Raw genomic sequence first — 14,253 nt, 5'->3', positions numbered from 1 at the left:
GTGTTATAATGTGAGGTGTTTTGATACGTTGAGAAATATTCTGGAATGCAAATCCCTTCTTGCACAAAGAAGGGTTTTTTACATAATAAACAGAAGCAAGTTGAAAGGATGAAAGTATATGCCGAAACCAGTAATAGCAATAGTAGGCCGCCCGAACGTAGGAAAATCTACTATTTTCAATAGAATAGTTGGAGAAAGAGTTTCAATCGTAGAAGATATCCCAGGTATAACTCGAGACCGTATTTATAGTGCGGGAGAATGGTTAAATCATGAGTTTAACATTATTGATACAGGTGGAATTGATATTGGAGACGAGCCGTTCTTGACACAAATTCGTCAACAGGCGGAAGTTGCGATTGATGAAGCAGATGTTATCATTTTTATGACGAATGGTCGCGATGGTGTAACTGCAGCGGATGAAGAAGTTGCTAAAATTTTGTATCGTTCTAAAAAACCAATTGTACTTGCGGTAAATAAGGTTGATAATCCAGAAATGCGTAGTGATATTTATGATTTTTATTCATTAGGATTTGGCGAGCCATTCCCGATTTCAGGTACACACGGTTTAGGACTTGGTGATTTGTTAGATGAAGCTGCAAATCATTTTCCAAAGATTGAAGAAGAGGCGTATGACGATGAAACAATCCGTTTCTCTTTAATTGGACGTCCAAATGTAGGGAAATCATCGCTTGTAAATGCACTTCTTGGTCAAGAACGTGTAATTGTAAGTAATATCGCAGGAACGACGCGTGATGCTGTCGATACACCATATAGTAAAGATGATCAAGATTATGTAATCATTGATACAGCTGGTATGCGTAAAAAAGGAAAAGTATATGAAAGTACAGAAAAGTATAGTGTACTTCGTGCACTTAGAGCGATTGAACGTTCTGACGTTGTTTTAGTTGTTTTAGACGGAGAAGAAGGAATTATTGAGCAAGATAAAAAAATCGCTGGATATGCTCATGATTCAGGACGAGCTGTTATTATCGTTGTAAACAAATGGGATGCAGTGAAAAAAGATGAAAAAACAATGAAAGCATTTGAAGAAAATATTCGTGCTCATTTCCAATTCTTGGATTATGCACCGATTGTATTCTTATCTGCAAAAACGAAAAAACGTACACAAACGTTATTACCGGTTATCAATGAGGTAAATGAAAGCCATAGTATCCGTGTACAAACAAACGTATTAAACGATGTAATTATGGATGCGGTAGCGATGAATCCAACACCGACTCATAATGGTAGCCGTCTGAAAATCTTCTATGCGACACAGGTTGCGGTAAAACCACCGACATTTGTTGTGTTTGTAAACGATACAGAATTAATGCACTTTTCATATGAGCGCTTCTTAAAGAATCGTTTACGTGAAGCGTTCGGTTTTGTAGGAACGCCGATTCACATTATTGCTCGAGCAAGAGACTAATGGAGAGGATGTGATTTTATGACAAAAATCACAGTAGTAGGAGCAGGTAGCTGGGGAACAGCGTTAGCGATGGTATTAGCTGACAATGGACATGATGTACGTATTTGGGGAAATCGCTCAGAACTTATGGATGAAATGAATACGAAACATGAGAATAGTCGATATCTCCCAGGCATTACATTGCCAAGCACAATCGTAGCCTACTCTTCTTTAGAAGAAGCATTAGTAGATGTAAATACAGTACTGCTAGTAGTACCGACGAAAGCGTACAGAGATGTATTACAAGAGATGAAAGAAATTGTTACAGAACCGATTACTTGGATTCATGCGAGTAAAGGGATTGAACCTGGTACGTCAAAACGTATTTCGGAAGTGATCGAGGAAGAAATTCCAGAGAACTTAATTAAAGATGTTGTTGTATTGTCTGGACCGAGTCATGCTGAAGAAGTTGGTTTACGACAAGCGACAACAGTTACGTCTGCAGCAAAGCGTATGGAAGCGGCTGAGGAAGTACAAGATTTATTTATGAATAGTTATTTCCGTGTATACACAAATCCAGATATCGTTGGAGTTGAACTTGGTGGTGCGTTAAAAAATATTATCGCATTAGCTGCTGGTATAACTGATGGTCTTGGATTAGGTGATAATGCAAAAGCGGCATTGATGACACGTGGTTTAACAGAGATTGCTCGTTTAGGAAGAAAAATGGGCGGGAATCCGTTAACGTTTGCTGGTCTAACCGGTATGGGAGACTTAATTGTAACTTGTACAAGTGTTCATAGCCGAAATTGGCGCGCTGGAAATATGCTTGGAAAAGGACATTCTTTAGAAGAAGTGTTAGAAAGCATGGGTATGGTTGTAGAAGGTGTAAGAACAACGAAAGCTGCTCATGAATTGGCAGAGAAAATGGAAGTTGAAATGCCGATTACAGCTGCTTTATATGACGTGCTGTTCAATGGGAATAACGTAAAAGATGCGGTAGGCTCATTGATGGGACGTGTTCGAAAACATGAAGTGGAAGCTATACCTGACTTACTGTAAAGAAAAGCGACAGAAGTACATTTGTACTTCTGTCGCTTTTTTATTTTATGGGTCTTTTCACCATTTTTTTATTTTTGCATAGGATGAAGAGTAACTTGAGGAGAGGGTGAAAAGAATGGATAATAACATTTTTAATAATATTGAGAAGGAAGCGAAAGTAAATAAAGAGGATATTTTTAAATTAGCGTCATCCGTGCAAAATGCGAATTTACGTGATGAAACTGTACTTCGTCAATTAATTCATCAAGTGGCTCTTATGGCGGGACGTGAAGTGCCGAAAGAGCAAGAGGATCAAATTGTAAAAGCGATTATTAATAATAATATGCCAGCAGATTTTGGCTCGTTAAGCAAAATGTTTAAAAAATAAATTATGAGAAACAAAGAGTTTGTAGATTGCATATGATAGCCATGAAAGAATGGGAATAGAGCTGTTTTTGGGCATATTTGGTCAACCGAAGCGAGAGATACAATCGCTTCGGTTTTATTTTTATCTAGATTAGTGGAAAATGCTGAAAAACCTATTGATTAAAGTTACATATTCGTAATTTGTAGTAAAATGTTCTTTTTGTATTTGTTTAAAGATTTTAATTTGTTAAAATAGTATAAAAATAGATTAATAAAAAGGGGTGTGTATATGTCAGAAGGGCTTATGAAAATGTGGTTGGCTTTAGGGGCAATTGGATTTATGTTTTTTGCAGTAAGTTTTATTTTATTAAGTAGACATAAAATACAGAATAAATTTTTGAAAGGGATTACAGCGTTAGTAGCGTACACCCTTATGGTTGTGTCAGGAATTGTTATTTTTCTTGTTGTATTTAGTGGACCTGTACAGCAGTAAATGGAATGGTCTCGAAAATACTACATACGGAGCAAGTTATATTAGTATGAAAAGGTGATGCTAGTGAAAAAAGTCCATATTATTTTAATATTTTGTTGTATGAGCCTTTTAACGGGGTGTCTGTATCCGAAAGAAAATATGAAGCAAAATGCGGTTCCTTATGAAGATCAGCTACAGGTTGTTCAAAAAGCTGTTGTGACATTTAAGGAGCAAAATGATGGGATATTGCCAATTAAGACGAGGGATATGAGTACACCTATTTATCAAAAGTATCCAATCGACTTTCAACAGATTGCCCCGCGTTACATACAAGAAGCACCAGGGAATGCATATGAAAGTGGAGGAGTATATCAATACGTATTAATAGACGTTGAAACAAATCCAACAGTAAAGTTAATTGATGTTAGGATGGCTGAACAAATTCAGGAACTATCTTTAAAGCTTAGGATGTATCGTGATGAACATCAATATCCACCTTTTAAAAAAGTAATTTCAGATGGTGTATATGAATTGGATTTTAAAAAACTAGGATATAAAGATGTGCCACAAGTGACAAGTCCATATTCTGGTAAAGGACTTCCTTTTGTAATTAATGAAAAAGGAGAAGTTTTTGTTGATTATAGAATCGACTTATATGACGCTTTGAAAAAAAATGAAGGGCAGTTTACCGAGGGAGAAGATATTCGAAATATACTTTCGAAAGGTTCCCCGTTTGTACCAGCTTATTCTTTACCGTACACAGTAAAGGACGGAGAACCAATTTTTTTAAAATCATAAGTCATGAACCTTTCTTTTAGTGAATAAGTTCTAGAAGAAAGGTTTTTTATGTTATACAACTTACGATGCAAACAAAAGATATTTTTTAATAGTCATATGAAATTGGACAAAATTATATGATATATTGTCCGAACTTCTAGAATACCATTATATTATATCAGATATTATAGGCAACGTTAGAGAAGGTATTAGTTGACTATAAACGCGGAATTATTCCCAAAAATTTTGAGGGAGGGAATCACTTGGAAAAGGTAGATATTTTTAAAGATATTGCAGAACGAACAGGCGGTGATATTTATTTTGGAGTTGTAGGAGCTGTTCGAACAGGGAAATCAACATTCATTAAAAAATTTATGGAACTTGTAGTTATTCCAAATATTGAGAATGAGTCTGACCGTCAAAGAGCGCAGGATGAATTGCCTCAAAGTGCTGCTGGTCGTACAATTATGACGACGGAACCGAAGTTTGTTCCAAACCAAGCGGTTTCTATCGAAGTAGATGAAGGACTTGAAGTGAATATTCGATTAGTAGATTGTGTTGGATATACGGTTCCAGGAGCGAAGGGCTATGAAGATGAGAATGGCCCGCGCATGATTAATACCCCTTGGTATGAAGAACCTATTCCATTCCATGAAGCTGCAGAAATCGGCACGCGTAAAGTAATTCAAGAACATTCAACAATTGGTGTTGTAATTACAACAGATGGAACAATTGGTGAAATTCCAAGAAGAGATTATATAGAGGCAGAAGAACGCGTTGTAAATGAATTGAAAGAAGTAGGAAAACCTTTCATTATGATAATTAATACGGTACAGCCGTATCATCCAGATACAGAGCAATTACGCCAAAGTTTATCAGAAGAATATGATATCCCGGTTATTGCAATGAGTGTGGAGAGTTTAAGAGAAACAGATGTATATAATGTACTTCGTGAAGCGCTATTTGAATTCCCTGTATTAGAAGTGAATGTGAACCTTCCGAGCTGGGTAATGGTGCTAAATGAAGGGCATTGGTTGCGTCAAAGTTATCAAGAAGCAGTTCAAGAAACTGTGAAGGATATAAAACGTCTTCGTGATGTGGATCGGGTTGTTTGGCAGTTTAGTCAATATGAATTTATTGATCGAGCGAGCTTAGCTGGCATTGATATGGGGCAAGGTGTGGCGGAGATTGATTTATATGCGCCAGATGAATTATATGATCAGATTTTAAAAGAAGTAGTAGGGGTAGAAATTCGGGGGAAAGATCATTTATTGAAGCTTATGCTCGATTTATCTCATGCGAAAACAGAATACGACCAAGTCGCAGACGCACTGCGTATGGTTAAGCAAACAGGATATGGTGTAGCAGCGCCTGCGCTAGCAGATATGAGCTTAGATGAGCCAGAAATTATTCGTCACGGTTCAAGGTTTGGTGTGAAGTTAAAAGCGGTAGCGCCATCCATTCATATGATTAAAGTAGATGTAGAGTCAACGTTTGAACCGATCATTGGTACTGAAAAGCAAAGTGAAGAATTAGTTCGTTATTTAATGCAAGATTTTGAAGATGACCCGTTATCAATTTGGAATTCTGATATATTTGGACGTTCGCTTAGCTCAATTGTTCGAGAAGGAATTCAAGCGAAATTATCCTTAATGCCAGAAAACGCTAGATATAAATTAAAAGAAACGCTAGAAAGAATTATTAATGAAGGATCTGGCGGATTAATTGCGATTATACTATAAGAAAAATCCCTCTCATTGTAGAGGGATTTTTTGTTTTTTTTGATTATAAAATAGAAAAATAAACAGTCATTATCTAATACATTGTTGTAAATTGTCAAGTTTCATCAGATTTTCACATTTTCACAGTAACAATTTCCTTAAAAATATTGAATTATAAAGGAGAATCGTATAATATAGGCGTTGATAATGATTTATCTACATCTTTGTAGTATAGAATTTGTAAAAATTGCCTACAAATGAAAGTAAGACTCATTTTATGATCATTATACAGTCTTATCTTTGGGAGGAGGTGAATGGCATGAACAAGACAGATTTAATCAATGCTGTTGCAGAAGCAAGTTCCCTTTCTAAAAAGGACGCAACAAAAGCAGTAGACGCTGTTTTTGATTCTATCTTAGAAGCTTTAAAACAAGGTGATAAAGTACAACTGATCGGATTCGGTAACTTCGAAGTTCGTGAGCGTGCGGCTCGTAAAGGTCGTAACCCACAAACAGGTGAGGAGATTGAAATCGCTGCAAGTAAAGTACCTGCATTCAAACCTGGTAAAGCGTTAAAAGATGCGGTTAAATAATCCTTACATATTAACAGGGAAGAAGAGTTTCCTTTTTGGGAACTCTTCTTTTTGCTTTTAAAAACATAAATATGCTAGAATGTGTTCGTATCACTTTTAGGTTTTCGGGAGGGCTAGCGGATGGCAAAAGTTAATTTAGAACAAATTGAACATGCAGTACGCCTTATTTTAGAGGCGATTGGGGATGATCCAAATCGTGAGGGAGTACTTGATACACCAAAACGTGTTGCAAAAATGTACGCAGAAGTGTTCTCAGGTATGCATGAAGATCCGAAAGAGCATTTGCATAAAGTATTCGGAGAAGATCACGAAGAGCTTGTACTAGTAAAAGATATACCATTTTATTCGATGTGTGAGCATCATTTAGTTCCATTCTATGGAGTTGCTCACGTTGCATATATTCCGCAAGGTGGAAAGGTGACAGGGTTAAGTAAATTAGCTCGTACTGTAGATACAATTGCACGTCGTCCACAACTGCAAGAACGTATTACATCAACAGTAGCGAACTCTATTATGGAAGTACTAGAGCCTCATGGTGTAATGGTAGTAGTAGAAGCAGAACATATGTGTATGACGATGCGTGGTGTGAAAAAACCAGGTGCGAAAACAGTAACGACAGCAGTGCGTGGTGTGCTTGAAAATGATGCTGCAGCGCGCAGTGAAATTTTATCGTTTATTAAAACGAAGTAAAGAAAAGCGGGAAACTGCTTTTCTTTTTTTTTTTAGTAAATAAATGATATAGTTTTAGCTAGACAGAGTGAGATTAGAAAAATTGCTTACATGAATGGTAGGTGTAGCCAAGTTTTGGTTATAGAAAATAGAGTGTATGTGTTATAATAAGTTTTATGAATTAGAAAACAAGGGTGATTTTTTGTGTGTGACATCTACGGAGGGTATGCGGGTATAAAAGAGAAATTGATGGAGAAATTACGCCATCCTTATTTTATAAACTATATTGAAGAACCATTTATTGATGAAGAAAAGATAGCATTGTTATATGGTGCTTTAAAGAGTGCAAACTTACATATAGAACAAATTGAGCATTACGTAGTAACGATTATGCTTGTGCAAATTGCGCTTGATACGCATGAAAAGGTATCAAATAAAGCAGGCGAGGAAGCGATTGAATCGCATAAATGTCGTCAATTAACAGTACTTGCAGGCGATTACTATAGTGGACTATATTATTATTTATTGTCTATGAATCGTGATATTGTTTTAATTCGTGCACTTGCTGAAGGAATTAAAGAGATAAATGAACACAAAATTATGTTATACCAAAAAGCGCATGAAACGACGGATGACATAATGAAAAGCGTAGTAACGATTGAGTCTGCGCTCCTTCAAAAAACATGTGATCATTTTCATTTATCACATTGGAAGCCATTTATCACATACGTATTAGGTGGAAATCGTCTTCAAAAAGAAATTCAATTGTATGCTGATAAACAACATTCACCTGTTTTTCAAGCGATGCAAGATGCTTTAGGGGATAAAGCAGAAGTAGTGATTAATAGTTGGATGATGGAATTGAGAAAGAAAGAAAAACAATTTTTAGAAAATCACATAGACATTAATGAAATAAATTCTGTGTTAAGGGATAAATAGAAGACATAAGCAATTTTACATTGGAAGAAGGTACGAGCATGCAACAATCAAAAGAAGAAAGAGTACATGACGTATTTGAAAAGATTTCTGATAAATACGATGTGATGAATTCTGTAATTAGTTTTCAAAGACATAAAGCGTGGCGTAAAGAAACGATGCGAATTATGGATGTACAACCAGGCAGTCAAGCGCTTGATGTATGCTGTGGAACCGCAGATTGGACAATTGCGCTAGCTGGAGCGGTAGGTGAACAAGGAAAGGTTGTTGGCTTAGACTTCAGTGAAAATATGTTATCTGTCGGTAAGCAAAAGGTAGAGGCGTTACAATTAAAACAAGTAGAACTTCTACATGGGAATGCAATGGAACTTCCATTTGAAGATAATACGTTTGATTATGTGACGATTGGGTTTGGTTTACGTAACGTACCGGATTATATGCACGTATTAAAAGAAATGACACGTGTAGTAAAACCAGGTGGAAAAGTAATCTGTTTAGAAACATCTCAACCAACAATGATTGGTTTTCGACAAGGGTATATTTTATACTTTAAATATATCATGCCGTTATTTGGAAAGATGTTTGCGAAAAGTTATAAAGAATATTCATGGCTTCAAGAATCTGCTAGTACGTTCCCAGGGATGAAAGAACTGGCTCAAATGTTTGAGCAAGCTGGACTTGAACGTGTGCAAGTAAAACCATTTACTTTTGGGGTAGCAGCGATGCATTTAGGTATTAAACCAGAATCAAAATAGAAAAAAGAAGTTTTAGGTTAAGGTGAACAATATGAAGTTACAACTTATGTACTCTTTTTTACGATCGGATATTAATGTGATAGAAAAAGAATTAAAAAAGACAGTCGCTTCTGAACAGCCATTAGTAGAAGAGGCAGCATTACAGCTTATTGAAGCTGGTGGGAAGCGAATTCGTCCTGTATTTGTGTTGCTTGCAGGGAAATTTGGAGATTATAAGTTAGATGCAATTAAGCATGTTGCTGTTGCGTTAGAACTTATTCATATGGCTTCTCTTGTTCACGATGATGTTATTGATGCTGCATTTTTACGACGCGGCAGTGCGACTGTGAATGCAAAATGGGGAGATCGTATTGCGATGTATACAGGGGACTATCTGTTCGCTAAGTCTCTTGAATGTATAACAAATATCGAAATTCCAGAGGCACATCAAGCGTTATCGCATACTATTTTAGAAGTCTGTAAAGGTGAAATTGAACAAATTAAAGATAAATACAATTATGACCAAAATTTAAGAACGTATTTAAGAAGAATAAAGCGAAAAACAGCATTATTAATTGCCGCGAGTTGTCAATTGGGAGCGATTGCTGCTGGTGCTAATCGTGATACGGTAAATCGTCTATTTTGGTATGGGTATTTTGTAGGAATGTCTTATCAAATTATTGATGACATTTTAGACTTCGTTTCTACAGAAGAGAAACTTGGAAAACCTGCTGGTGGAGATTTACTACAAGGGAATATTACACTTCCTGCTTTATATGCGATGGAAGATCCCGTACTTCGTCAGAAAATCACATCTGTACATGAAAATTCAACAGCAAGTGAAATGCAAGAAATTATTGATGCTGTAAAAAATAGTACAGCAATTGATCAAGCATTTGCGTTTAGTGAACGTTATTTACATAAAGCTTTAGAAATAATAAAACCACTCCCACGTGGACAAGCAAAGTACGCGTTACAAAATGTTGCAAAGTATATTGGAAAACGAAAATTTTAATGTTTATTCTAAAAAATAAAATAATCTCTCTATTTCAAAACTATTGCACAATTGTGATAAGGGTGATAATATGTGTGTGGGGATATACAATTACATACATAATTCAGAAGTGGAGAGATTTTTTATGGAAAAAACATTTCTAATGGTAAAACCAGACGGTGTACAACGTGCCTTCATTGGGGAAATTGTAGCTCGTTTTGAGAAAAAAGGCTTTCAATTAGTTGGTGCAAAATTAATGCAAGTCACTCCGGAAATTGCTGGACAACACTACGCTGAGCATAAGGAAAAACCTTTCTTTGGTGAGTTAGTAGACTTTATTACATCTGGACCTGTGTTCGCAATGGTATGGCAAGGTGAAGGTGTAGTAGATACAGCGCGTAACATGATGGGGAAAACAAGACCACATGAAGCAGCTCCTGGAACAATTCGTGGAGATTTCGGTGTAACTGTTGCGAAAAACATTATCCATGGTTCTGATTCTTTAGAAAGCGCAGAGCGCGAGATTGCTATTTTCTTTAAAGAAGAAGAATTAGTTGACTACTCAAAATTAATGAATGAATGGATTTACTAATTATTTTGAAATAATTTGTAAACGCTTTAATCACTGTGATAATAGTAAAAAGTGCAAGAAGAATAGGGGTATTCTTCTTGCACTTTTTTTATTTTCAATTAGTTACGAAGTTTGAGCTGTTATGATATATTGATATTTAAATTAGGCCTATCGGAAATATAGAATAAGAAAATGGTCGATATATGATATAATTTCTTTAATATTTTTAGAATGATAAAAGTTAATATAGTGAGATAAATACATATACGAAAAGAGGAATAACGTATGCGATATATTACAGCTGGTGAATCTCATGGTCCGCAACTTACAACAATTATAGAGGGTGTTCCAGCAGGATTGTCTTTAGTAGCGGATGATATAAACGAAGAGTTAGCTAGAAGGCAAAAGGGGTATGGGCGTGGTAGACGCATGCAAATTGAAACGGATCAAGTGCAAATTTTAAGTGGTGTTAGACATGGAGAAACATTAGGTTCCCCTATTGCACTCGTTGTTGAAAATCGTGATTTTGCCCATTGGATAAAAGTTATGGGTGCAGAACCTTTAACGAAACAAGAAGAAAAAGAGATGAAAAGGAAAGTGACAAAACCAAGGCCTGGGCATGCTGATTTAAATGGTGCAATTAAATATGGTCATAGAGATATGAGGAATGTACTGGAACGTTCGTCAGCGCGCGAAACGACGGTGCGTGTTGCTGCTGGTGCGGTTGCTAAAAAGGTGTTAGCAGAACTTGGTATTAAAGTGGCGGGCCATGTAATTGAAATTGGCGGTGTACAAGCTAAGGAGGTTACGTATAGTTCAATTGAAGAATTAAAGAGTATTACAGAAGCATCTCCTGTACGTTGCTTAGATGACGAAGCTGGTAACCAAATGATGAAAGCGATTGATGATGCGAAAGCAAATGGTGATTCAATTGGTGGAATCGTTGAAGTAATTGTGGAAGGAATGCCAATTGGAGTAGGTAGCTACGTGCATTATGATCGAAAACTGGATGCGAAATTAGCAGCTGCAATTATGAGTATTAATGCTTTTAAAGGTGTCGAGATTGGAATTGGTTTTGAAGCAGCGCATAGACCGGGAAGTGAAGTTCATGATGAAATTCTATGGAATGAGGAGCATGGATATACAAAAAGAACAAATAATGCAGGTGGATTGGAAGGTGGTATGACGACTGGAATGCCAATTGTTGTGCGCGGTGTGATGAAACCGATACCTACACTTTATAAACCTCTTCAAAGTGTAGATATTGATACGAAAGAGCCTTTTACAGCGAGCATTGAACGTTCAGATAGTTGTGCAGTACCAGCAGCTAGTGTCGTTGCAGAAGCGGTTGTGGCTTGGGAATTAGCAACAGCTTTAATAGAACAATTCGGATTAGATCGTATGGAACTGATTCGTGAAAATATTGAGAAACATAATGAATATGCGAGGGGATTTTAATGGGAAACATACATATTCAAACGAAATCGAAAGAATATGATGTACATGTTGGTAAAGAAGCGTTGTCACACTTAACAATGATCGTTCAAAATATGCAGCCAGCTGTATCTAACGTAATGATCATTTCAGATGAAGCTGTTGCATCACTACATTTACAGACAGTTATCGATGCATTACAAGTGGAGCAGGACGTGTTTTCGTTTGTTGTACCAAGTGGCGAAAAAGAGAAGTCTTTCGAAAATTTCTATGCGGCTCATACGTCAGCTCTTGAAAATAAATTAGATAGAAATTCTTTAATTCTTGCACTGGGAGGCGGAATGATTGGAGATTTAGCTGGTTTTGTTGCTGCATCGTTTATGCGTGGTATTCGCTTTGTGCAGGTTCCGACGACTTTATTAGCGCACGATAGCGCAGTAGGTGGGAAAGTAGCGATTAATCATCCGTTAGGTAAAAATATGATTGGTGCATTCCATCAGCCAGAAGCAGTTGTATATCATACACCGTTTTTACAGTCTCTTCCTAAAAAAGAGTGGCGTTCAGGTTATGCAGAGGTGATAAAGCATGCTCTTATTGGTGATGTGGAGCTATATCATTGGTTAAAAGAAGAAGTGCAAACATTAGCGGATCTTCGTGATGAGAAGTTAATCCATATATTAACGAAGGCGATTCCTGTAAAGGCAAATGTTGTATCACAAGATGAAACAGAGAAGGGTGTACGTGCCCATTTGAACTTTGGACATACGTTAGGACATGCTCTTGAAAAAGAGCTAGGGTATGGAAATATTACTCACGGTGACGGCGTAGCGGTTGGAATGTTATTCGCCATATTTTTAAGTGAGCAAGTGTACAAGGTTAATCTTGCTTATGAAGATATGAAGCAGTGGTTCTTGAAATACGGCTATCCAAAAATGCCAAGAGATTTGAATGTAGAGCGCCTCGTTCAATTGATGAAACAAGATAAGAAAGCAAATGCAGGAGCAATTCATATGGTGCTTATGCAGGAATATGGGGTAGTGAATGTCGTATCTATTTCAGATGAGACTGTTCATATTGCGTTAGAGGCATTTCAAAAAGATATGGTTTAAAATGATAGCGAAGTGTTGTGAAGTGCTCATTTAGAGGTATTCTCGTAATAGTGACGGTTATGATAAAAGATTACAGTAAGGGGCTATAACTGTATTGTAATCAAATTGAATGAAATGACTGGGGGAAGAAAAATGAGAGTGAAAGAGCAATTGTTAACTTTGAGAGCGTATGTACCTGGGAAAAACATTGAAGAAGTAAAAAGGGAATATGGATTATCGAAAATTGTGAAATTAGCATCGAACGAAAATCCATTCGGTTGCTCAGCGCGTGTGACAGAAGCATTAACTTCTTTAGCGAGCCAATATGCCCTTTATCCAGATGGATATGCCTTTGAACTTCGGACAAAAGTAGCGGAACATTTAGGTGTAAAAGCAGAACAACTACTATTTGGTAGTGGATTAGATGAAGTCATTCAAATGATTAGCCGAGCGTTACTACATGAAGGAACAAACGTTGTAATGGCGAATCCTACGTTTTCACAATATCATCACCATGCTGTTATTGAAGGAGCAGAAGTTCGTGAAGTATCACTTAAAGATGGTATTCACGATTTAGATGCAATGCTAGAGCAAGTAGATGATAAAACGAAAATTGTATGGATTTGTAATCCGAATAATCCGACAGGTACATATGTTGAGAAACAAAAATTACTTTCATTTTTAGAATCGGTTCCTAAGTCGGCTCTCGTTATTATGGACGAAGCATATTATGAATACGCGGAAGCAGAAGACTATCCGCAAACATTACCACTTCTTGAAAAGTATGAAAATCTTATGGTTTTACGCACGTTTTCAAAAGCATATGGTTTAGCTGCTTTTCGTATTGGATATGCGATTGGGGATGCGAAGTTAATCGGACAGCTAGAAGTAGCAAGGTTACCATTCAATACATCAACTGTAGCGCAATCTGTAGCACTCGCTGCATTAGAAGATCAAGCCTTTTTACAAGATTGTGTGAAAAAGAATGCTGAAGGTCTAAATCAGTATTATGCATTTTGTAAAGAATATAACGTATTCTATTATCCATCTCAAACAAATTTCATTTTCTTAAAACTTGGTATACCGGGTAATGAAGCTTTCGAACGATTAATGAAAAAAGGATATATCGTTCGTTCTGGTGCTGCATTTGGTATCGATGATGGTATTCGTATTACTGTCGGTTTGAAAGAAGAAAATGATGAAATTATAGAGTTGCTGAAAGAGCTTGTAAATGAGCAAGTACAGAAAGAAGAAACATATTCTTAAGAGATTGTGAAGGCTCCTATTATAGGAGCCTTTTTTATCGTATTAAAAATAAAGGTTGAAGACTGGTAATTAAGTTGTTCTGTAAATCACGGTTTGTATGGCTTGATAATTAGTGAGAGAAGTTATTTGCACGGTCATAAAAGAAAGCGGTACAATAGAAGATGATGATAAGGTATCGGTGTCA

Annotated in this window: 15 protein-coding genes; all 15 read left to right on the top strand. The window is 36.6% G+C overall.

Going from position 1 to position 14,253, the window contains the following annotated elements:
- Positions 1 to 118: 118 nt before the first annotated feature.
- The 15 genes from der (at position 119) to hisC (ending at position 14,069) form a co-directional block, all read left to right on the top strand.
- Positions 119 to 1,429 carry a ribosome biogenesis GTPase Der gene (gene der / locus MHI28_RS09335; protein ID WP_001125890.1) on the top strand — a complete coding sequence of 437 codons (1,311 nt, stop codon included), beginning with the start codon at positions 119 to 121 and terminating at the stop codon, positions 1,427 to 1,429.
- 18 nt (positions 1,430 to 1,447) lie between these two features.
- Positions 1,448 to 2,470: an NAD(P)H-dependent glycerol-3-phosphate dehydrogenase gene (locus tag MHI28_RS09330; RefSeq protein WP_000161783.1), complete on the top strand. Its 1,023-nt coding sequence runs from the start codon at positions 1,448 to 1,450 to the stop codon at positions 2,468 to 2,470.
- Between the two features lie 115 nt (positions 2,471 to 2,585).
- Complete coding sequence (locus MHI28_RS09325; RefSeq protein ID WP_000369753.1) at positions 2,586 to 2,837, top strand: stage VI sporulation protein F; 252 nt, start codon at positions 2,586 to 2,588, stop codon at positions 2,835 to 2,837.
- A 267-nt stretch (positions 2,838 to 3,104) separates the two neighbouring features.
- Complete coding sequence (locus MHI28_RS09320; RefSeq protein ID WP_001289006.1) at positions 3,105 to 3,308, top strand: DUF2768 domain-containing protein; 204 nt, start codon at positions 3,105 to 3,107, stop codon at positions 3,306 to 3,308.
- 63 nt (positions 3,309 to 3,371) lie between these two features.
- Positions 3,372 to 4,085 (top strand): hypothetical protein, encoded by a 714-nt coding sequence (locus MHI28_RS09315; RefSeq protein WP_000755479.1) that lies wholly within the window; start codon positions 3,372 to 3,374, stop codon positions 4,083 to 4,085.
- 242 nt (positions 4,086 to 4,327) lie between these two features.
- Positions 4,328 to 5,806, top strand: coding sequence for a stage IV sporulation protein A (gene spoIVA, locus MHI28_RS09310; RefSeq protein WP_000416521.1), 1,479 nt, complete (start codon positions 4,328 to 4,330; stop codon positions 5,804 to 5,806).
- 298 nt (positions 5,807 to 6,104) lie between these two features.
- Positions 6,105 to 6,377, top strand: coding sequence for an HU family DNA-binding protein (locus tag MHI28_RS09305; RefSeq protein ID WP_001043860.1), 273 nt, complete (start codon positions 6,105 to 6,107; stop codon positions 6,375 to 6,377).
- 120 nt (positions 6,378 to 6,497) lie between these two features.
- Positions 6,498 to 7,067, top strand: coding sequence for a GTP cyclohydrolase I FolE (gene folE / locus MHI28_RS09300; protein ID WP_001151482.1), 570 nt, complete (start codon positions 6,498 to 6,500; stop codon positions 7,065 to 7,067).
- Between the two features lie 183 nt (positions 7,068 to 7,250).
- A complete protein-coding gene (locus MHI28_RS09295; protein WP_000332840.1) occupies positions 7,251 to 7,985 on the top strand; it encodes a heptaprenyl diphosphate synthase component 1 in 735 nt (244 codons plus the stop codon).
- 38 nt (positions 7,986 to 8,023) lie between these two features.
- Complete coding sequence (gene menG / locus MHI28_RS09290; RefSeq protein WP_001187674.1) at positions 8,024 to 8,737, top strand: 2-heptaprenyl-1,4-naphthoquinone methyltransferase; 714 nt, start codon at positions 8,024 to 8,026, stop codon at positions 8,735 to 8,737.
- A gap of 31 nt (positions 8,738 to 8,768) precedes the next feature.
- The gene (gene hepT / locus MHI28_RS09285) at positions 8,769 to 9,731 is read left to right on the top strand and encodes a heptaprenyl diphosphate synthase component II (RefSeq protein ID WP_000776078.1); all 963 of its coding nucleotides are present in this window, start codon (positions 8,769 to 8,771) and stop codon (positions 9,729 to 9,731) included.
- A gap of 124 nt (positions 9,732 to 9,855) precedes the next feature.
- Positions 9,856 to 10,302, top strand: a complete 447-nt coding sequence (gene ndk / locus MHI28_RS09280) for a nucleoside-diphosphate kinase (protein WP_000415883.1) — start codon at positions 9,856 to 9,858, stop codon at positions 10,300 to 10,302.
- Between the two features lie 264 nt (positions 10,303 to 10,566).
- Positions 10,567 to 11,739, top strand: a complete 1,173-nt coding sequence (aroC, locus tag MHI28_RS09275) for a chorismate synthase (protein ID WP_001269378.1) — start codon at positions 10,567 to 10,569, stop codon at positions 11,737 to 11,739.
- Entirely contained in the window at positions 11,739 to 12,824 is a 1,086-nt protein-coding gene (gene aroB, locus MHI28_RS09270; RefSeq protein WP_000526805.1) for a 3-dehydroquinate synthase, read from the top strand. The genes aroC and aroB overlap by 1 nt, the downstream gene beginning before the upstream one ends.
- A gap of 132 nt (positions 12,825 to 12,956) precedes the next feature.
- A complete protein-coding gene (gene hisC, locus MHI28_RS09265) occupies positions 12,957 to 14,069 on the top strand; it encodes a histidinol-phosphate transaminase (RefSeq protein WP_001264022.1) in 1,113 nt (370 codons plus the stop codon).
- Positions 14,070 to 14,253 lie beyond the last annotated feature (184 nt).

Origin of the sequence: Bacillus sp. FSL K6-0268, from assembly GCF_038005425.1 — a bacterium.
Taxonomy (GTDB): domain Bacteria; phylum Bacillota; class Bacilli; order Bacillales; family Bacillaceae_G; genus Bacillus_A; species Bacillus_A thuringiensis_S.
The sequence above is the reverse complement of the archived record's forward strand: the minus strand, read 5'-3'. Positions and strand labels throughout refer to the sequence as shown.